This window comes from Niabella aurantiaca DSM 17617 (assembly GCF_000374125.1).
Lineage (GTDB): Bacteria > Bacteroidota > Bacteroidia > Chitinophagales > Chitinophagaceae > Niabella > Niabella aurantiaca.
On sequence record NZ_KB893626.1, the window covers coordinates 182,470 to 204,169 of the forward strand.

Annotated in this window: 13 protein-coding genes; 10 read left to right on the top strand and 3 right to left on the bottom strand. The window is 48.0% G+C overall.

Features of this window, described 5'->3' with window-relative positions:
* Positions 1–110 precede the first annotated feature (110 nt).
* Positions 111–1,523: an MBL fold metallo-hydrolase gene (locus tag B160_RS0105740; RefSeq protein ID WP_018626930.1), complete on the bottom strand. Its 1,413-nt coding sequence runs from the start codon at positions 1,521–1,523 to the stop codon at positions 111–113.
* A 500-nt stretch (positions 1,524–2,023) separates the two neighbouring features.
* Here B160_RS0105740 and B160_RS0105745 point away from each other — a divergent pair, with 500 nt between their 5' ends.
* From B160_RS0105745 to B160_RS0105785, 8 genes are all read left to right on the top strand, one after another.
* Positions 2,024–5,455, top strand: coding sequence for a TonB-dependent receptor (locus B160_RS0105745; protein WP_018626931.1), 3,432 nt, complete (start codon positions 2,024–2,026; stop codon positions 5,453–5,455).
* 15 nt (positions 5,456–5,470) lie between these two features.
* The gene (locus B160_RS0105750; protein WP_018626932.1) at positions 5,471–7,405 is read left to right on the top strand and encodes a RagB/SusD family nutrient uptake outer membrane protein; all 1,935 of its coding nucleotides are present in this window, start codon (positions 5,471–5,473) and stop codon (positions 7,403–7,405) included.
* A gap of 22 nt (positions 7,406–7,427) precedes the next feature.
* Positions 7,428–8,603, top strand: coding sequence for a DUF4959 domain-containing protein (locus tag B160_RS0105755; protein WP_018626933.1), 1,176 nt, complete (start codon positions 7,428–7,430; stop codon positions 8,601–8,603).
* A 9-nt stretch (positions 8,604–8,612) separates the two neighbouring features.
* The gene (locus tag B160_RS0105760; RefSeq protein WP_018626934.1) at positions 8,613–9,737 is read left to right on the top strand and encodes a DUF4998 domain-containing protein; all 1,125 of its coding nucleotides are present in this window, start codon (positions 8,613–8,615) and stop codon (positions 9,735–9,737) included.
* 193 nt (positions 9,738–9,930) lie between these two features.
* Positions 9,931–11,139, top strand: coding sequence for a DNA polymerase III subunit (locus B160_RS0105765; protein WP_018626935.1), 1,209 nt, complete (start codon positions 9,931–9,933; stop codon positions 11,137–11,139).
* Positions 11,140–11,367: 228 nt separating this feature from the next.
* Entirely contained in the window at positions 11,368–12,681 is a 1,314-nt protein-coding gene (locus tag B160_RS0105770; protein WP_026309561.1) for a PSP1 domain-containing protein, read from the top strand.
* Positions 12,682–13,089: 408 nt separating this feature from the next.
* Complete coding sequence (locus B160_RS0105780; RefSeq protein WP_018626938.1) at positions 13,090–13,533, top strand: hypothetical protein; 444 nt, start codon at positions 13,090–13,092, stop codon at positions 13,531–13,533.
* Between the two features lie 73 nt (positions 13,534–13,606).
* On the top strand, positions 13,607–14,881 hold the full coding sequence (locus B160_RS0105785) for a M16 family metallopeptidase (protein WP_018626939.1): 1,275 nt from the start codon (positions 13,607–13,609) through the stop codon (positions 14,879–14,881).
* A gap of 290 nt (positions 14,882–15,171) precedes the next feature.
* On the opposite strand, the gene B160_RS0105790 is transcribed toward B160_RS0105785, so the two are convergent.
* Together B160_RS0105790 and B160_RS0105795 are read right to left on the bottom strand one after the other, a co-directional pair.
* Positions 15,172–15,639 carry a hypothetical protein gene (locus tag B160_RS0105790; RefSeq protein ID WP_018626940.1) on the bottom strand — a complete coding sequence of 156 codons (468 nt, stop codon included), beginning with the start codon at positions 15,637–15,639 and terminating at the stop codon, positions 15,172–15,174.
* A 60-nt stretch (positions 15,640–15,699) separates the two neighbouring features.
* Positions 15,700–16,767: a DUF4421 family protein gene (locus B160_RS0105795; protein WP_018626941.1), complete on the bottom strand. Its 1,068-nt coding sequence runs from the start codon at positions 16,765–16,767 to the stop codon at positions 15,700–15,702.
* Positions 16,768–17,404: 637 nt separating this feature from the next.
* Here B160_RS0105795 and B160_RS0105805 point away from each other — a divergent pair.
* Both B160_RS0105805 and B160_RS0105810 read left to right on the top strand, forming a co-directional pair.
* A complete protein-coding gene (locus B160_RS0105805; RefSeq protein WP_018626943.1) occupies positions 17,405–19,117 on the top strand; it encodes a phytoene desaturase family protein in 1,713 nt (570 codons plus the stop codon).
* Between the two features lie 502 nt (positions 19,118–19,619).
* Complete coding sequence (locus tag B160_RS0105810) at positions 19,620–21,599, top strand: alpha-ketoacid dehydrogenase subunit alpha/beta (RefSeq protein ID WP_018626944.1); 1,980 nt, start codon at positions 19,620–19,622, stop codon at positions 21,597–21,599.
* Positions 21,600–21,700: the final 101 nt, after the last annotated feature.

The window sequence follows — 21,700 nt, forward strand, 5'->3', positions numbered from 1 at the left end:
CCTTAGGAAGGACCGGAGTTGTTTGATGCGTTATAACCAACAGCAAGGGCGGTGCAAAAATGGTTTGAACAGCTCCACCTCTTCTAAGGGTACTGCATTACAGGGGAAGTCTATTTTTTTGAAGTGGGACAGGCAAAATCTGTTATCTTAAATTTCCCCGAATCTTTAATGGCTTTAAAGCCGCCCTGCACATCAACCACATTGTCAAAACCACGTGCTTTTAAAATAGAGGAGAAAACCATGGAGCGATATCCCCCGGCGCAATGCACATAGACCGGCTGGTTCCGGTCGATGGCAGCGATGTGATGGTTGATATAGTCCAGTGGCAGATTCTCTGCGCCCGCAACGTGCTCCGCATCGTACTCGCTCTCTTTGCGTACGTCTATGATATGCGGATTTTCAACAGCTGCTAAAGCGTCTGCCGGAATGCTTTCAATATGGTCGGTTTCTTTTCCGGCCTTCTTCCATGCTTCCATGCCGCCCTTCAGGTAGCCGATGCTGTGATCGTAACCAACGCGGGCCAGTCGTGTAACGACTTCTTCTTCGCGGCCTTCATCGGCAATGATCAGGATCTCCTGCCTCAGATCAGGGATCAGGGTACCTACCCAAACGGCAAAGCTGCCATCGATGCCAATATTGATCGAGTTGGGAATAAAGGCCTTTGCAAAGTCCTGCGGTGCACGGGTGTCCAGCATAATGGCCCCGGTGTGGTTGGCTGCTTCTTCAAAAGCATCCGGGTCCAGCGCATGATTGCCCCGTTCCAGCACTTCATCAACACTGTCGTATCCCTCAATATTCATTTTTACATTTTCCGGAAAATATTGAGGAGGCTCTGTGAGACCGTCGGTAACGGTAGCAATAAACGCTTCACGGGTCAGCTGGGGATTCAGGGCATAGTTCACTTTTTTCTGATGCCCCAGGGTGTCCGATGTTTCACGGCTCATATTTTTACCACAGGCACTGCCTGCGCCATGAGCGGGGTAAACGATCAGGTCATCCGGCAGCGGCATGATCTTATTCCGCAGGGAATCGAACAGCAGACCTGCCAGCTTTTCTTTTGTAAGATCTCCGGCTATTTTTTGTGCCAGGTCGGGCCGGCCTACATCGCCGATAAATAAGGTGTCTCCGGTGAAGATAGCAGTTTCCTTTCCCGCTTCATCCATCAATAAATAAACGGCGCTTTCCAGGGTGTGGCCCGGTGTATGCAGCACTTTTATGGTAACATCGCCAATGTGAAAGCGTGCTCCGTCTTCGGCAATATATGCATCATATCCCAGGTGGGCGTTGGTAGGGCCAAGAACGATCTGCGCGCCGGTTTTTGCCGCCAGGTCCACGTGGCCACTCACAAAATCCGCATGAAAATGGGTTTCAAATATATACCGGATGATAACCCCGTCCTTTGCCGCCCGGTCAATATAGGGCTGTACTTCCCGCAGGGGATCAATGATAGCTGCCTCTCCTTTTGATGAAATATAATAAGCTCCCTGCGCCAGGCATCCGGTATAGATCTGTTCTATTTTCATACACACTGTTTTAGGATGCAAAGATCGTCATTTATCATGAATCCCTGTTTTTGCCCATCTGCCCCCGAGAGGCATCTTTGTTTTTATATGAGGCGCACTAAAATATAGCGGGTATAATTTTTTTTATCCATCCGCGAAATTTTTTTCGTTTTTTCAAAAAGTAATTTATATTTGGTTATTGTATTTTTATTACTAAACCAAAGGACGATTGTATCGCTTTATCTGTTAAGGCCATATTTACAGATTGCATTGCCGGATTCTATTTTCAATTTTAAAGTTGATCCAACTTTTTGCTGACAATAGCTTTTGGGCATAAAAGGTTATTTAGCCGGTCACTGGCAAATAGTGACCCGGCTTACAGGGAAATGTATTTTATGATCGGGTGATCCTGGTATCGTCGGGACCATCATGGTATCTTATTGATTTGTTTAAGAAATTAAACGGATCCTCCCTTCACAAACGATTGGTTAGATAGATTTTTTTTAAATAAAAACTGACTCATGTTTAAAAATAAGAGCACCCGCTGCCTGGGTGGAATTTATTTGAGTAAGCGTTTACTGTTGCCGGCGATTCTATTGCTGCTACTTTCATCGTCGTTGTTGGCGCAAAACAAAGGCATCTCTGTTGACGGCAATAAAACGGTAAAAGAAGCTTTAAAGATCATCGAAAGTCAGTCTGCTGCACGGTTTATTTACGGTGAAGGGTTTTTAGATTATGATAAAACCGTGCAACTGAGTTTAAAGGATGCAACCATTGAGGAGGCGCTCAGGCAAGTGCTTGCCGGACAAAAGGTGCAGTATCTGAAACAGGACAATGGTGTTTTTATTTTCAAACCGGCAACGGATGCTCCTGAAACAGCTGTTGCTACGGAAACTTCGGGTAAAACACTGCTGGTACGCGGTACAGTGCAGGACAAGACGGGATCTGTTATGTCCAGTGTATCGGTAAGTATCAAGGGAAGCACCAACGCGGTCATTACCAATACAAAAGGCGAATTTAATATCCGGGCCAGCCTGTATGACAGCCTGGAGTTTTCTTTTGTTGGGTACAAGTCAAAAACGGTATTCGTGGCCGATACGAAACCGATGACCATCATTATGGAAGGGGAAGTGGGAAGCTTGAATGAGGTTTCGGTAGTGGCTTATTCCCGGCAGAAAAAAGCGAGCGTACTGGGATCGATAACAACCATCAAACCCGAAGAGCTGAAGATCCCCAGCAGCAATCTTACAGCCGCGCTTGCCGGCCGTGTGGCGGGAATGATATCGTACCAGCGGAGCGGAGAGCCGGGCAATGACAATGCCAACTTCTTTATACGGGGGATCACCACTTTTGGCGCAGATGCAAAAAAAGATCCCCTCATCCTGATCGACGGTATTGAGCTGGGACCGGACGACCTGGCACGGCTCAATACGGATGATATTAACAGCTTCAGCATTATGAAAGATGCCACCGCTACATCGCTCTATGGTGCAAGAGGTGCCAATGGAGTGATACTGGTAACCACCAAAGAAGGCCGGGAAGGAAAGGTGCAGCTCAGCGCAAGGCTGGAAAGCTCATTGTCCTCCCCAACAAGAAAAGTGGAAATTGCCGACCCGGTTACGTTTATGCGCATGCAAAATGAAGCGGTTAAAACAAGAGATCCGCTTGGTCTTGCTATTTATTCCGAAGAAAAGATCACCATGACCGAACGGGGCATGCATTCGGATATTTACCCTGCCACGGACTGGAATAAAGCCATGTTCCGGGATCAGATCATGAACAACCGGGTGAATTTAAGTTTACGGGGCGGGGGAAGTGTGGCCCGGTATTATGTGGGCGCCAGTGTAACCAAGGATAATGGGAATCTGATCGTAGACAAGCGGAACAATTTTAACTCCAACATCAAGCTGATGAAGTACCAGTTCCGGACGAATATCAACGTGAACCTGACAAAGACCACAGAAATGATCACCCGGTTCGCATCGACCTTTGACGATTATACCGGTCCCATCGATGGGGGAGCTTCCATGTACCGGAAAGTAATGCAAACAAACCCGGTATGGTTTAAGCCATACTACGCACCCGATTCCGCATTTGCTTATGCCAAGCATATCCTTTTTGGCAATGTTGATAATGCAAACTACCTGAACCCCTATGCGGAGGTCCTGAGAGGTTACCGGGACTACAGCAAGAATACCATGTTTGTGACCTTTGAGTTCAAGCAGAACCTGAAAGCTATTTTAAAAGGACTGACGGCACGCACCCTGATCAATTTTGACCGGTTCTCGGAATACAATGTTACCCGGGCCTATTTCCCTTTTTATTATAACCTGAAGTCCTTTGATCTCGTCAATGATACCTATACATTAAGAAGACTGAATCCTACATCGGGTACAGAAACCATCAATTACATGCCCGGTCAGCGGTTTATCAATAATGTATTCTATTCCGAAAGCGCTGTTGAATACAATGGCAGCTTTGGAAAGCATTCCATCAACGACCTGCTGGTGTTCACGATCCGCCAGGAAAAAAAGGGCATCGCAGAGAACCTGCAGATGTCGCTGCCCAGCAGGAATGTGGGCCTTGCAGGCCGCTTTGCCTACAACTATGATACCCGGTATTTTGCAGAGCTGAACTTTGGCTACAATGCATCTGAGCGGTTTGCGGTCAACAACCGCTGGGGTTTCTTCCCCTCCATCAGCGGGGGATGGATGCTTTCCAATGAAAAATTCTTTGAGCCGCTTACTTCCGTATTCAAGCAGCTGAAGCTGAGGGGGTCTTACGGGATGGTAGGCAACGATGCCATTGGCAGTTACCTGGACCGGTTTTACTATTTATCCGATGTAAATCTTTATGCACCTTATTTGGTAAACTGGGGGATCAATATGAATGAGAACCCTGGCGGCATCCGGGTGAACCGGTACGCCAATGACCAGATCGGGTGGGAAACGGCCTATAAGGCCAACCTGGGGCTTGAAATAAATATGGTGAACGGGTTTTCGTCCATTATCGAAGTGTATAAGGAGCGGCGGAAGAATATCCTGCTTGGCCGTATCATTCCTTCTACGATGGGCATTATACCGGATGTGAAGGCGAACCTGGGTGAAGCGGAAGGAAAGGGCGTGGATGTGGAACTGAATTATGATAAAACCTTCAGCAATGGCTTGTGGGTGAGCGGAAGGGGAACATTTACCTATGCCACCAATAAGGTGTTGAAATGGGAAGAGCCGGACTATTCCAACACGCCCTGGAACTCTCGGGTGGGCCATCCCATCGGCCAGGTATGGGGCTATGTGGCCGACCGTTTGTTTATCGACTCACTGGAAGTAAAGAATTCACCGTTGCAAACCTTTGGAGCCTACAGCGCCGGCGATATCAAATACCATGATGTAAATGGGGATGGCAAGATCAATGGACTGGATATGGTACCCATTGGCCATCCGACCACACCGGAGATCATTTATGGGTTTGGCACCTCCATAGGTTATAAGGGCTTTGACCTGTCCGTGTTCTTCCAGGGATCGGCCCGGCAATCGTTCTGGTTCAATATGCAAAATGTGGCTCCCTTCCTGGACGGAGATGCAAATGACGGAAGGATCGGGCAAAATTCCGTACTGAAGGTTTTTGCGGAAAGCTACTGGTCCGAATCCAACCGCGATCCTTATGCGATCTGGCCCCGGTTGTCAAATTACGCCCTCAATAACAACTACCAGACAAGCACCTGGTTCATGCAAAATGCCGGGTTCCTGAGAATGAAATCTGCAGAAGTGGGGTACACTGTTCCGAAATCATTTCTGCAGCGGTATCGCATCGCCAACCTGAGGGTTTATTTCAGCGGGCTCAACCTGCTGTCCTGGAGCTCCTTTAAGCTATGGGACCCCGAAATGGCGGGCGAAGGGCTTGGATATCCGATACAGAAAGTATACAATTTTGGTTTAAATCTTGGGTTTTAATAAATACGATCAATCATGAAGAACTTTTTTATGAAGCTGCTGGTTTTTGTATTGCTGGCGTCCGCAACCGGCTCCTGTGGCAAGTTTCTTGATGTGGTTCCGGACAACGTAGCAACACTGGATAATGCTTTTTCTGACCGGTACAACGCCACAAAATTTTTGGCTACCTGTTACTGGGGGATCCCGAAATCGGCGGGATGGAATGAGAATCCTGGCATGCTGGGTGCTTTTGAGATCACGCTGAACAAGGACCGGAGAAGCCAGGGGGGCATGCAGGCAGCGTTGGGGGAGAACAGCTCCACACAAAATCTGATCGACTACTGGGGCTCCAAAGGAGAATTTATCCGGTCGCTGTATGCCGGTATCCGGGATTGCAATACGTTTCTGGAGCGCATTGACGGTGTTCAGGATCTGAACAAATATGAAAAAGAGCGCATGAAAGCCGAGATCAAAGTGGTAAAGGCTTATTATCATTTTTACCTCATCAAGTATTACGGGCCTATTTGTCCGTTAAAGACCAACACGCCGGTGAATGAATCTACCGAGGGTATCCGGGTGTACCGCGAAAAAATTGATGACTGCTTTAAATATGTATTGGAACTGCTGGACGAAGCGATCAAAAGCAATGCGCTTCCAAAGGTCATTGAGAACCGTGCTACGGAGATCGGACGGTTTACATTGCCGGTGGCTCATTTCTTAAAAGCGCTGGTGTCCGTCTATTGGGCCAGCCCCCTGTTTAACGGGAATGGAGATTACAGCGGTTTCGTAAATCAAAACAACGAACCATTTTTCAACCAGACCTATGATGCATCCCGGTGGGAAGCGGCCGCTACAGCATGTAAGGAAGCCATTGATATTTGTACGGAAGCAGGGATAAGACTATATCAGAAATCCGATTTTCTGGCGGTTAGTTCCAAAACCACTTCAGATACCACACTTCTGATCAACACGCTGAGGAGCGCAGTAACACAAAAGTGGAATCCGGAGATCATTTGGGGCAATTCTTCTTACCCGGCAAACTGGGGCTACCAGATCGCGGCCATTACCCGGTTTGAGCAGGGAACCTCAACACCTTCGTCCAACACCGGTACCTTAAGCATACCCCTTTCAACAGTAGAAACATTTTACTCTGATAAAGGAGTGCCCATTAATGAAGATAAGACCTATCCCTATGCTACCCGCTACAATACAAGGATCGGAGATGATGCACATAATGTTCTGATCGCCAAAGGAGAAACCACGGCTTTGCTGAATTTTGACAGGGAACTCCGGTATTATGCCACTCTGGGCTTTGACCGCGGCCGCTGGTATGGAAACCATTACGACAATCTTCCGGAAAACGATATCGAGGCCCGTTACCCCAGGAACCGTTTTGGGGAATACTCCTCTGTATTCAACCCGGGAGAATACAATGCTACCGGCTATTGGCCAAAGAAACTGGTATCCATGAATACCACCTGGAGAGACGCGAACAGCGTATCGGAAGAAACCTATCCTTATCCGGACATGCGGTTCGCGGACCTGTTGCTGCTGTATGCCGAAGCACTTAATGAATCCAAAACGGCACCAGATGCGGAAGTGTACCAGGTGGTGGACCAGATACGTATCCGTGCGGGTCTGCAAGGTGTTTTGGAAAGCTGGAGCAACTACTCCAATCAGCCGCAAAAGCCAACAACAAAGGCAGGGATGCGGGAGATCATCCAGCAGGAAAGAAAGATCGAGCTGGCCTGTGAATCGTCGTACTATTGGGACAGCCGCCGGTGGAAAACGGCTGTCCGGGAACAAAACAGGCCCATTCAGGGATGGAATGTATATGCTTCTGTAGCAGAAGAGTATTATGCGGTAACCACCATCTATACACAGAAGTTTACTGTACGCGACTATTTTGCGCCCATTCCGCTGGACGATATAATCCGGAATCCGCAATTGGTACAAAATCCGGGGTGGTGATCATTTATTAATATTTGTAATCATGAAAAGTCATTTCTTTTTGTTGCTTTTAATTGTGAGCCTCTTTGCTGCGTGTACCAAAACAGGAAATGAACCCATTTCCGAAAGCCTGGGAAAACCGCAGCCGGTAACGGAGATAAGTGTTCAGAATTTACCCGGGGGGGCGTTGATCAGCTACAAGATCCCGAACCAGGAAGATATACTAGGTGTGAAAGCGGTGTACACCGTTTCCAACGGGAAACAGTTTGAATCCTCTTCCTCCTTTTATGAAAACAAGCTGAATGTTATGGGCTTCAATGATCTTGAGCCGCATGAAGTAAGCTTATATACGGTAAACAGGGCACAGGAACTGTCCGATCCCGTAAAAGTACAGGTGCAGCCGCAGGAATCGCCGATCAGCAAGACCATTAAAACAGTGAGCATCATCAGTGATTTCGGAGGGGCCCAGTACCGCTGGAAGAATGAGTTCCGGTCGCCCCTTACTTTTGAATTTTTTACCCCGGATTCCCTGGGCAGGATGCAGTTGGTACGTGTGATCACGTCCAATTCCGATTCTGCTATTCAAAGCATCCGGGGCTATGCGCCGGTGCCCCGGAAATTCAGTGTGGTAATCAAGGACAATTACGGTAACCGGTCGGATTCCCTCATGCCTCCATCAGGCCAGGTAACACCACTGTTTGAAGCAAAACTAAATAAATCGAGGATGACGGTAATGAAGCTGGCCAACGATCAGAACTTTACCAACTGGGAAGGAATGGATGGTTATATTATTGATGATGACCACAATACTTTCGGACACTCTCCCGCCAACTCACTGCCGGCGCCCTTTACCGTTGACCTTGCGGGGTTGGCGAAGATCAGCCGCATCGTGATCTTTCAAAGAAACTTCTCCAGCTCTTACTACAACTGGGGTAATCCCAGGGAATTTGATGTGTATGGCCGCGTGGACAAACCCTCGCAAAGCGGCGACTGGAGCGAGTGGACCAAGATCATGAGCGGCGAGATTGTGAAGCCCTCGGGGTCCTCTGGCGGTACGGTAACCGATGAGGATCTGCGGGTTGCTGAAAACGGGCATGAGTTTGTTTTTGGACTGGATCAGCCCCCGATGCGGTATATACGGATCGTTATCCGGTCTACCTGGGGAGGAACAACATTTACCCATCCGGCGGATGTGGATTTTTATGGTGAGCCAAAATAAAATATGTGTATGAAAAATCTATATAGCTTTTGCATCCTGCTGGTGCTTGCAGCAATCACTTATTCCTGTGATAAGTACACAGATGTTCATAAGGAATATATAAAGGAAGGGGAAATCGTATATGCTCCCAAGCCCGATTCGGTTGCCTTCATCCCCGGAAAAGGACGGTTAAAGATGCGGTTGTGGATGTATAATGGAGTGAATGTAAAAGAACTTGTGGTGTTGTGGAATAATCATATGGATTCTTTGGTGATCCCGGTGCAGTTTAATAAAGGGCGGGATTCCATTGAAGCCGATCTCGGCAACATGGCTGAAAAAACATATTCATTCGATATCTATTCTGTAGATAATTTTAGTAATAAGTCATTGTTATATACCCAGTTTGGTTCTTCTTACGGGGACCTCTACGCAGGCTCCCTGCTCAACCGGCGGGTAAAGGACCTGGTACTGACCGATGTGGAAGGGGCAATAGAATGGTATGCGGCCCCGCAGGGAATGATCTTTACAGAAATAAAATATACCGGCAAAGACGGCAGCCAGCATATCGTCCGGATGCCGGCAGGAGACTTTAATATTAACATCGACGTAAAAGCGGCAACCACATTTGAGCACCGGTCGCTCTATATTCCGGAATCAGAGTCCATAGATACTTTTTACACCGAATGGATAACCCATACGACTCCTTTCCCCGACACCTATCTGTATAACCGGGATGAATGGAGTGTTTTGGCCGTGTCTGACGAAACAGCAAGCGACGGCGGCGGTAAAAACACTTTGTTAGACGGAGATCTGGGAAGCTACTGGCATTCTCAGTGGGATCCGTCTAACACACCATTACCCCACTGGGCGGTCATTGATATGAGCACGCCTAAAAAAGTAGCGTATCTCGAAATATACAGGAGACCAGGCAATACGGATGCCAAAACGGTCCTGGTGTACCTGGGGAACGACAGTAATGCCGCATCGCCCAGCTGGACCCTCATCGGTACCGGCGTATATCCATCTACCGCAAGCGATAAGCTTACCATTAATTCCACTTCCAATATCACCGGGCGTTATTTGAAGCTGGTGGTTACAGAAAGCTACCGCGTGCCGTTCTCGAGCATCGCTGAGGTGTATGTTTACGGAAATTAGCAGCAATGTATTTGAAAGTGGAGTAAGGTTTTCCGCAGGGGGCTCACAGAAGTCACAGATTTTTGCAGCGGGCCTGTGCTGTTCCGTGGCCTCCGTGAGCAAACAACGGCACCCGCATAAGACCGCGGCAATTGAGAGTACACGTGTTGCTCACATTAAAACGAGTGGGAAATTTTACGTAGGTTTGTTTCCTATGCAATTCAAGGAGGTTATCGGCCAGCAGGTGTTGAAAAAAGAGCTTCCCGAGTTAATGAAGGAGAACCGGCTGGCGCATGCAATTTTGTTTTTAGGAAAAGAAGGCAGTGGGGCGCTGGCGCTGGCGCTGGCATTTGCACAATATATTGTTTGCGAACGTATCAGCAGACCACTTGCCGTGGCTGCGGGCCCCTCGCTCTTTGGAGACGAAATTCCTGCTCCTCAGCCGGATGCGCTCTCTTACGACTCCTGCGGTACCTGCCCGTCGTGCATCAAAGCCGCCGCCTTTGCGCACCCGGATATTCATTTCAGTTATCCGGTTGTAACCAAAAAAACCGGTACTCCCCCCATCAGCACCGATTATATTACGGAGTGGCGGGAGTTTTTAAAAAGTTATCCCTATGGCAATGCTTACGACTGGCTGCAATTTATCGGCGCAGAAAATAAACAGGGAAATATAACGGCGCAGGAGTGCAATGATATTATAAAAAAGCTGAATTTAAAGAGCTTTGAAAGTGAGTATAAGGTACTGGTGATGTGGCTGCCGGAGTATTTGGGAAATGAGGGAAATAAGTTGCTGAAACTGATCGAGGAGCCGCCACCAAACACCGTATTCCTGTTTGTGGCAGAAAATGAAAGCCAGATACTGGCCACCATCCTCAGCCGGGTTCAGCTCATAAAAGTGCCGCTGCTTGAAGATAAAGAGATAGAGACCGCCCTCACCGGGCTCAACCGTGCTGCCCCGGAAGCAGCCGCCCGCATTGCAGCGGTAAGCCAGGGAAATTATCATATGGCCTTGCAAATGATCCAGCATGCGGATGAAGACTGGCAGGAGCTGCTGCGCGACTGGCTGAATGCGATCATGAAAACCGGGCCGGTGGCTCAGTCGAAGTGGGTAGACGAGATCAGTAAGCTGGGCCGGGAAAAACAAAAGCAGTTCCTTCAGTATTTTAACCACCTCCTGCAACTGGCGCTCAAAATGCAGGTAATGGAGCAGGCCGGTGAAGGACATCCGGAAAAAGACCGGGATTTTGCAGCACGTTTTAACAAGATCACCGGGATGGAGCAGCAGGAAGCCATTATTGCAGAGTTGGACAATGCCGCCTATTATATTGAGCGGAACGCCAACAGCAAAATGCTGTTCATGGCACTGACCATTAAAATTTATCATATCATTAAAGACAAAATCGTATTTTTGAGTGAATGAGGTGTTGGGTAGGAGGAGGAATTGATTTTTTTTGTAACAAATGGGGTGTTGATGTTTTTGTGCGTTTCCGTGAATCGGATTTTTGCCGCTTATTAGCCAGATATATTATAACCGGTCGATTCTGACGGTTATTGTTGCTTTTTTAAGACCAATACGTTTGTTTGGCCTGGTATAATGGTACATCAAAAGTGCACAGAGCTCGGTTACCCTCCCTATAAAAAATTTAGAATGGGTTGTTCAAGTTGCGGTACCGCCACTGGTGGAAAACCAAATGGATGTAAAAGTAATGGCGGTTGCAGTACGGGTGGTTGTAACAGGATGAATACCTACGACTGGCTGCGTAATCTTCCGATGGCAAACACAGAAGATCAGTGCAATGTTGTCGAAATAAGCTTTAGCAAAGGCACCCGGAAGGACTTTTACCGGAATACAACGTTACAGTTATTTGAAAAAGGAGACCTGGTGACCGTGGAAGGTGTCAGTGGTTTTGATGTAGGGGAGATTTCCCTTACAGGAGAAATTGTACGGTTGCAAATGAAGAAATACGGGGTAAAAGAAGAGAACCCCGACATGAAAAAAGTGCTGCGCATAGCCACAGAGCGGGATCTGGACCAGCGCCGGATCAATAAAGACCGGGAGCCGGAAGCTGTGATCCGCAGCCGGGCAATAGCCAAACAGCTGAACCTGAATATGAAGATCAGCCAGGTAGAGATGCAGGCAGATGGCCGCAAAGCTACTTTCTTCTATATTGCCGATGGCCGTGTGGATTTCAGGGAACTGATCAAAGTATATGCCCAGGAATTTAAAGTAAAGGTGGAAATGCGCCAGATCGGTGCCCGGCAGGAAGCCGGTAAAGTAGGAGGGATCGGGAGCTGTGGCCGGGAGCTTTGTTGCTCCACCTGGTTAACCGATTTTAAATCCGTAAATACTACGGTTGCCCGCTATCAAAACCTCTCCATTAATCAAACCAAGCTAAGCGGACAATGCGGCCGCCTCAAATGTTGTCTGAATTATGAACTGGACACCTATCTGGATGCGCTTCAGGGATTTCCGAATGATTGTGACCATCTCCAGGTTGCGAAGGGGAATGCCTTCCTGATAAAAAAAGATATCTTTAAAAACCTGATGTGGTATTCGCTGCCAGATAGCAATAAGCAATACCCGCTGACCATTGAAAGGGTCCGCAAGATCAAATCGCAGAACCGCCAGAACATTGTGCCTGAGGAACTGGAACCGGTGGAAGTGACCAGCTCCAAGCCGGTAGAGGTAGAGCCGGAGTTTGTGGATGTGGTAGGCCAGATCAGTTTGCGGAGCCTGGAACGGGCCGACAGGAAAAAGCGCCAGCAAAAGAAAAATCAACAGCAGCAACAACGCTCACAGGCTACCGGGCAGAAGCAACATCCCAAACAGCAGCAGCCTGCAAAACAGCCGCCGCAGCCGCAACAAAAAAAGAGCGAAGGCGGACGTCCGCAGCATTCCCGGCATAAGCCCAACCGGCATAAGCAACCGGAAGGAAAAAAGCAGGGCGGAACAGATGCGTGATCCCTTTTTAGGGTGACTCTTCGACGGGGCATATAATTTTTCTGCATTATTTGCGGAAATCATCGTTTTATTTATTGGAGTTGTTTCCATTTTCCGGATGGTAGCAAACAGGCCATGGCTGTCTCCAAAAGTCTTTATTTTGAAGGACCGCTACTTTATGCTGCTTTGCTGATCCATGTTACCGGTATAAGGCCCTTACAGCGCTGGCTTATAGGGACCGTCTGCCGGTAAAATCCCGGTTTTTAACCGCCATCGGGGCGGATCTGTTGAAAAGGTCTGATCAACTTTATTGATAAAAGGCCCAGGTCCCGGTGATCGCTATCATATCCCTTTATTTTAAATGGCAGGATAATGTGGGACGCCGGCATCTTTTAAGTGATTAACTTTGCAACATAAAACGATCAAGACATGCTTAAGAGGATGCCCTTCGTGTTATTGCTGGTGACTGCCGTTTTATTATTCGTCGCCGGGCTTTTTACCAGGAATAAAGACTGGATAGATATTCACCTGTATGATACCATGTTTGTGGTCACGCAACGATATGTTTTGGGGATCGCTGCTTTTTTCCTTTTTTTGTTATGGCTGATGAATATTGCCACCCACCGGATCCTTTTTTCAAATAAACTGACCTGGTTTCACATCCTGGCCACCTTGGTGATCCTTTGTTTTCTTTTATGGTATGCATCTGTTTGCAGGGTTGCTCCGCCGCGCCGATATACGGCCGAAACAGCAGAGCCCGGTTTTCAGGATGTAAATGCGGTGCTTCTTTGCAGTATTGCAGCGCTGATCGTAGTTCAGCTGGTTTTTATCACCAATCTTTTGATCGGGCTTTACCGGAAGGCCACCCGGTAATCCGTCCTGTTTTTGATATTTCAGGAGCCGGTCAGGGCTTCAACCGTATATTTGCGGTCTAAAAAGTCATACAATGCCGGACAGAACCGTGGTGCCTCCCTTTGTGGATGCCGTGAATTTTCATTTACAGTTGCAGCCGTACCAGAAATACACCCTGAGGAACGGGGTAACGGTATATGCCATCGATGCGGGAACAGAAGATGTGTTACAGATCGAATGGGTATTTGATGCCGGAAACTGGCAGGAACAAAAAAACCTTCAGGCGGCAGTAACCAATCATTTGCTAAAGAACGGAACCGGGTCCAAAAGCGCTTATGAGATCAATGAATACTTTGACTATTATGGAGCCTATCTGAACCGGAACTGTTACGCGGAAACAGCAACGATCAGCCTGCATTGCCTTACCAAACATATTAAAGAGTTATTACCTGCTGTAAAAGAGATCATTGCCGAAAGCACCCTGCCGCAAAAGGAAATGGAAATTGCTGTGCAGAATATGAAACAGAAGCTGGATGTGAACCTGAAAAAAAGCAGTTTTGTGGCGGGGCGGCTGATAGACGTATATCTTTTTGGCGAAGACCATCCCTATGGCCGCTTTAGCCGGCATGAAGATTTTGACCTGCTGACAAGAGCCGACCTTCTGGCCTTTTACGAAGCATTTTACCGCAACGGAAGCCTGAAGATATTTATTGCCGGAAGGCTGCCGGAACAGATCGATCAGTTATTGGACCAGCATTTTGGAGATCTGCCCAACAACGTGGTAAAAAACCAGGAATTCGGCATTCATCCGGCAACCCGGAAAAAACATACGGTCATCAACGATGAAAAGAACAACCAGGGCTCGGTACGGATCGCCCGGCCTTTTTTTAACCGGCATCACCCTGATTTTTTAAAATGCCAGGTATTGAATATTGTATTTGGCGGCTATTTTGGAAGCCGGTTGATGACCAATATCCGGGAAGAAAAAGGCTATACCTATGGCATTCACAGTTATTTGCTCAATAACCGTTATGACAATGGGTGGATGATCTCCACCGAGGCCGGCAGGGAGGTGAGCGCTGCAGCAATAGAAGAGGTGTACAAGGAAATGACCCTGCTGAGGGAGGAGCCGGTTGATGCGGATGAGCTGCTGCTGGTCAAGAACTTTATGATGGGGTCGATCCTGGGCGATCTGGATGGACCATTCCATATTATCGGGCGCTGGAAGAACATCATTCTGAACGGCCTGAATGATGACTTTTTTGAGCGATCCATACAGAATATTAAAACTGTTACGGCAGCGGACCTTCAGGAAATGGCCAATAAATACCTGCACCCGGAGGCATTCTACGAGCTGACGGTGGTTTAGCGATCAGCTGTCAGCATCAGCCTTTAGCAATCAACGATCAGATTTGAGGCCCGGCCGATCGCATAACTGTCCAATTAATTGGGGCCATTTATGCCGCACCCGGGTTACAACAATTTCCGGCGCGCTGCGCCTTTGTTTATTCCCGCATAATGATCAGCATGATCATTCGGTTCTGATCGAAAGCTGACACATGACGCTGATTCCTGACAGCTGACCGCTGAAGGCTTATCCTTCGGTCCGGCAACCACGCGAATCCCGGTATTGACGGCCCGGCGGTCCGGTGAACGTTGCTATAACGGTGTTGCCACAAAGGAGATATTCACAGAAGAGGGTGCTTTTGTTATAAGGGCACCGTATTCAAATTTTCCTTCTGGCTGTGTAGCCAGGCCGCCAAAATTGACCCGGAATTCATATTGGACCGTTGTAGTTTTTATTAAATCGTATTGTATATCTGCTACCCGATTCGAATAGCTGTCGCTGCCGAGAAGTAGGGTATACCGGGTAAAATCAATATTTTTCAGATCCGGGTACCGGTCCAGGTCTTCCCCGGAAATCAGGGTATTCAGTTCTGCCTGGTTCTGAATGACTTTATGGCTGCCCTGGCTGATATTGCTTCTGTATAAGTGCATTACTCCCAACTTTTTCTGAATCGTGATTGGAGCGTTTTCCTCTTTTTGCTGTTGTTCTTTTTTACAGGAAGCTGCTGTTATTAAAAGCAATAAAGCAATGGTCGCGCTGGAAAATAATCTTGTTCGCATAATGATTAGTTTTTAATAATAACGCGTATCTTTTTTGAAACGCAACATTGCCCCGGAAGGTCAGTCCAGCAGCCATCCAAATCCCAGGGTATTGATGGCACGGCGCCCCCAGTTGATCACGGCAGGAATGGTTTTTCCCGCATAGATGCGCCGCACGTATACCAGGCGGAACTGGTCAGAATAATTTTGATAGTTGGCATCTTTTTCATTGGAGCCGATGAAGAACCTGTTGGAGATCACAGAACCGGTGAGTTCCCATTTCTCCGTATTATAACCGATCGCCCCTCTCAGGCTCAGGTTGGGGCTGAAATACCACCGCGTCCGCTGTTCATTGTTGACCGTTCTTTCGAAGGTCTGTGCCGCATCGCCGTTAACCGAAGCCACACCGGTAACAAAAAAATGCCGTTTTACAACGAACGTATGCGCATACCCGGCTGTGGGGCCAAACATGATGTAGCGCATATATCTTACGGATGCGTTCGGGAACAGGGGTGACAGGTTTGCCGGCACAAAAGCACTATCGCCTTTCGCATTGCCGTAAATAAACTCTCCCCCGATCAGGAAGGAGCCGGCCGATCGTTGCTGCCAGCTGTCGTACACAAAAGGCGCTTTTATCGAAAACCGGTCACCGTTCAGGATCTTACGGATGGTAGCGCCGAAGATCTGGGTCTTCATATCGGGGCGTACATAATAAGGGCCACTGGCAAAAGAAGGGTCCTGCTGCCCCCTTAAGTAAAATCCTTTGTTGATCTGAAAATGAAGATCGCCCAAAACGGATCTTCCGTTTACCGACATCTGAAAATTAGCGGATCGTGTTTTCCCTTTTTCTTTCTTATAGTCCGGATCCAGCGTGCCCAATCCTACAGAACCGCTTACCGACAGCCAGTCGTACCCGATGGACAGACCGAGCCGGGTAGGGCTGTTGGTAGAATATTTTAAGGGGAATGCCCCGTCTTTAGAGCGGGTAGCGTAGACGCTGTTCTTCTTCACCAGGAGCGGTCCCAGGGTCAGCCGGTGGTTGTAGCGCTCATAATAGGCCGTATCATAGGGGCTTGCGGAAGATATTTCCTGCGCAAAAACAGGAAATTGTATGCTTAGCAAAAACAGAGTGGCTATGATCTTCTTCATGTACAGGGTCCGGCAGGTTTTAATCGGTGATCAAAGTGTTTGCCATTGTCAAAGTAAAAATAGGTTTTTATACCAGTAAGACAAACAGTAAGCCAATTTTGGTGTGGCGGGCTGCTATGCCGGATTATGATTTATGGGTTCCTTCCAATCGGGCTAAAGTTGCGCGCATAGGGCTGAGTCAGCCGGTTGACCGGGATACAAAGTTTACGTTGATGTAGAAGACCGTATGATCAACCTTACAGAAAGCACCTCGTGTCAGACCCGGGGTGACAATCAGCACAACGTTTTACGCTTGGCAGAATACCCGTTTAGCGCACTTTAAAAAGTGCTCCATAGAAGAAAAAAGTCTGTTTAATGCGGTCCTTACGTCACGAGTAAAAGCCCCGGCTTTTACCAGCATTTCGGGTAGATAACATTCTTCTGATTCGTGGGGAAACGAATCAGGGGCGGGCGGCTGCGGTCCCGGGGATCTTCACGCGCCACCCCAGGAATAAAAATGTTATGCATCCAAAATTCCCAGTTATGAACGCGATAAATAGAAAATCCGTTAACTTAGTATATCTGTAATACTATTTGAACCAGTTACGGCTTTTTCCTCGGAGATACTTAAGAAATCAAGGTAATGTTAGCATAAAAAATGCCTATCCCCCTTAAATCAGATTATGATGTAGTTGTAATTGGTGCCGGCATCGGTGGCCTTACGGCTGCATCATTGCTCAGCAAAGCTGGCCTCTCGGTTTGTGTGTTGGAAAAAGAGCCGCATGCCGGCGGTTACCTGGCGGGTTTTCGCAGAAATGAGTTCCGTTTCGATACGGCTATTCACTGGCTCAATCAATGTGCTGCCGGTGGCGTTGTTGACATGATATTTTCAATCCTTGGGAGCGATTATCCCAAAGCCGTCACCCAAAAAAAAATCAGAAGATATATCGGCGAGCATCATAATTACTTATTAACCTGTAATCCTGATGAGTTGAAACAACAATGGGTCAGTGAGTTTCCTGAAGACCGGGAAGGGGTTGAGCGGTTTTTTAAGACAGCAAAAAAAATAGGGGCAGCATTTAACAAATACTATCGGGTGTTCAGAACGGAAGAAAGCATGGGTTATTGGGAGCGGCTTAAAAAAACGATGGCTTTCGCGCAGTTTGGACTCGCTTTTATTCCCTATCTGCGATTTTCCGGACCCAAGGGGTTACAAAAGGGGTTGAGTAAGTTTTTTAAGCAAAAAAAAATGCAGGATGTCTTTGCAGCAGACACGGAGCTTGTAGGCTGTCTTACGCCAATAGGATGGGCTTACTACAAAGATTTCCAGAGTCCGCCGGAAGGAGGGGGGCAGGTAATACCGGAATGGCTGAAACATATCATTCTGTACTATAAAAACGATATGTTTTTTAACTGTACGGTGCAAAACATAGTCTTAGAAAGCGGACTGGCAAAAGGTGTGAAATTCACCCATAGGGGAATTGAATATCTTGTAAATGCCAGATATATTATCGGCGCTATAGATGTGGAAACACTCTATGATAAGATGTTGCCTGCTAATACGATTTCTTCGGTATTTAGAAATAAACTTACACAGGCAGAACTTTACAGCAGCTCTATTACTATATCTATAGGGTTGGACTGCTGTCCGGGTCATTTGGGATTCAGCGAAGAATTGCTGCATCTTTCTTCAGGGGTCGGTAAAAATACCGATCATACTAAATCAGCGCCTTTTCTATCGGAAATATCCATTATTGCGCCTTCGGTAAGAGATCAGTCGCTGGCCCCGGAGGGGAAGGGAACACTTACTATTTATGCACCCGCATACATGGATGATAATGAGTACTGGCATACCGTAAAAGATGAAAAAGGTGGCCGTGTCCGCACAGAAGCATACCGGCAGCTAAAAACTGAAATTGCAGAAGCGATCATACAACATGTGGAGCGCATAATAGCGCCGGGGCTGCGCTCCCATATTTTATTTTACGAAGTGGCTACACCCATTACCCATTGGCGCTATACCGGAAATAAAAATGGAAGCATGATGGGCGCCAAACCCGGAATGGCGAATATGAAAAATAAGGTGGCACATTATCGAACGCCCATTAAGAATGTACTACTTGGAGGGCACTGGGCTGAATTAGGCGGAGGGGTGCCCATTGCCGTAAAAGCCGGATCTAATGCTGCTTTATTGGTTTTGAAAAAAGAAAACAAAAGGACATTCAGGGTTCTTGCCGATTATATGGATCGCAAAATTTCGATCGCAGATTTTTTTAGAAAAAATGTTTTTAAACCATATAGTAATAATTGGGTACGGAAGCCAACGCCGGCTGAGAGGGCATCAGGAAACAACAAAAATGAATCCTCCTGATTTAGAAAACCGGGGCTGGTTTTTTCCGATATCACGTTTAACAATCCGCTGAAGCATTGCAGTATCTGAACGGTATATAAAACCTTACCGGAAAGAATACAAATGTATTTTTGCCCGATGCTTTTGGGCACCCGCTCCACCCCCCGGGTGTGAAAAGGAGTAATTATGGAGAGTGATCATTGAAAAGACCACCTCATTCTTGGCTGAAGCGTTTGGGGCTGAGCCATTATTGATCCACCGTAATGCTACTCCTTAAAGAAGTGTTAGACCTTGACCGCCTTGAATATAATGATCTTTTAGCGCGGTCATCGAAAGCATTTTTATTTTTAGAGTGTGACCCGGCGATTTTTACAATTACATACACGTACGAATGGAAAGGAAGCTGTAAATTAAATTTCTTACAGCATATTGCTGTGTGCACGAGTGCAGGTTTATTTACAACGTTGACGCTGTGGCCTTTGGTCAAAAAATGAAAACGATTCGTTAGGTTTGTAGTATGACAATGGATCGGAAAGGCCTGGGTACAGATCAGTTGCAGGAAATGTACCGGCAATTGCTTTACCCGCGGCTGATCGAGGAAAAGATGCTCATCCTGCTCCGGCAGGGAAAGATCAGTAAATGGTTCAGCGGCGTTGGCCAGGAAGCGATTGCCGTTGGGGCCACACTGGCCATGCAGCCGGATGAGTGGATCATGCCCCTGCACAGGAACCTGGGAGTATTTACGGCACGCAATATGCCCCTGAGCCGGTTGTTTATGCAATGGCAGGGCATGCAGGAGGGGTATTCAAAAGGCCGGGAACGGAGTTTTCATTTTGGAAGCCGGGAACATTCTATCTGTGGCATGATCTCCCACCTGGGGCCCCAGCTGGCGGTTGCCGCTGGTGCTGCGCTGGCTTACCGGCTAAAAAAAGAATCCAGGGCGGTACTTGCCTTCAGTGGTGAAGGCGGTACCAGTGAGGGTGATTTTCATGAAGCGTTGAATGTAGCGGCTGTATGGGACCTGCCGGTGATCTTTCTGGTAGAGAATAACGGGTATGCATTGAGCACGCCCGTTCAGGAACAGTTCCGGTGCCTTTCCATTGCAGAAAAGGCCCGGGGATATGGGATGGAAGGTGTCACCATCGACGGAAATGACCTGCTCGCTGTTTATGATACCATCAAAGGTGTACGCGAATACTGCATCCGGTATCAAAAGCCCTATTTAGTGGAATGTATGACCTTCCGGATGCGCGGGCATGAAGAGGCCAGCGGAACCAAATATGTGCCCCCGGAGCTCTTTACTCTATGGGCGCAAAAAGATCCGGTTGCGCAATATGAACAGCAGCTCCTAAAAGAAGAACTGCTTACGGAAGATAAAGCAATAGCCATCCGGAGGGCACTGAAGCAACAGATCGAAGAGGAACTGGCAAAAGCGGAAGAGGGCAGCCTGCTGACGATCGATACGGCGGAGGAGCTGAGATCTGTTTACGCCATAGCCGGTACTGCCGGTTTGACAACGGATACCAACGGAATGCCGGCTACGGAGCAGCGGTTTGTGGAGGCTATACGGGAGGGATTGTTTCAAAGTCTGGAAAGGAATGAGGGCCTTGTGGTAATGGGTCAGGATATTGCAGAATATGGCGGGGCCTTTAAAGTAACAGAGGGACTGGCGGCTGTTTTTGGGAAAGAGCGGATCCGGAACACTCCCATTTGCGAAAGTGCTGTTGTGGGAGCTGCACTGGGCCTCTGTCTGGAAGGGAAGCGCGCCGTGGTGGAAATGCAGTTTGCCGATTTTGTATCCATGGGCTTTAACCAGATCGTGAACAACCTGGCCAAGACCCATTACCGCTGGGGGCAACCGGCCAATGTGGTCATTCGCATGCCCACGGGCGCCGGGGTAGGGGCCGGTCCTTTTCACAGCCAGAGCAATGAAGCCTGGTTTGCACATACACCCGGACTGAAAGTGGTGTATCCGTCCACACCTGCAGATGCAAAGGGGTTGCTGATGGCAGCGATCGAAGATCCGAATCCGGTATTGTTTTTTGAGCACAAGGCATTGTACCGGAGTATCAGCGGCCCTGTGCCCGGTGAACCGTATGCCGTGGAGATCGGCAAAGCCCGGTGGGTCCGGGGCGGTGAAGATGTAGCGATCATTACGTATGGGATGGGGGTGATCTGGGCGGAAGATTACGCTGCGGCGCATCCGGAGATCTCCCTGGAGATACTGGACCTGCGGAGCTTGCTGCCATTGGACTATGAGGCGATCCGGACCTCTGTAAAGAGAACCGGAAAGGTGCTGGTGCTGCATGAAGATACGCTTACCGGTGGCGTGGGGGCAGAGGTTGCCGCATGGATCGGGGAACATTGTTTTAACATGCTGGATGCGCCGGTTTTACGCTGCGCTTCATTAGATACACCCGTGCCGTTCAATGTGGAGCTGGAAAAGAACTTTCTGGCAAAGCAACGGCTGGAGCAGGCGGTGGAGGAGCTGATGGGATATTGAGGGGGAGATTTTAGGGGTGAAAAGTTGGAGTGAAATGTTAAGACTAGAATGTTGAGAGGGGACGGTGTTTTTACTTCAAAACTTTTCACTACTTGCTAATA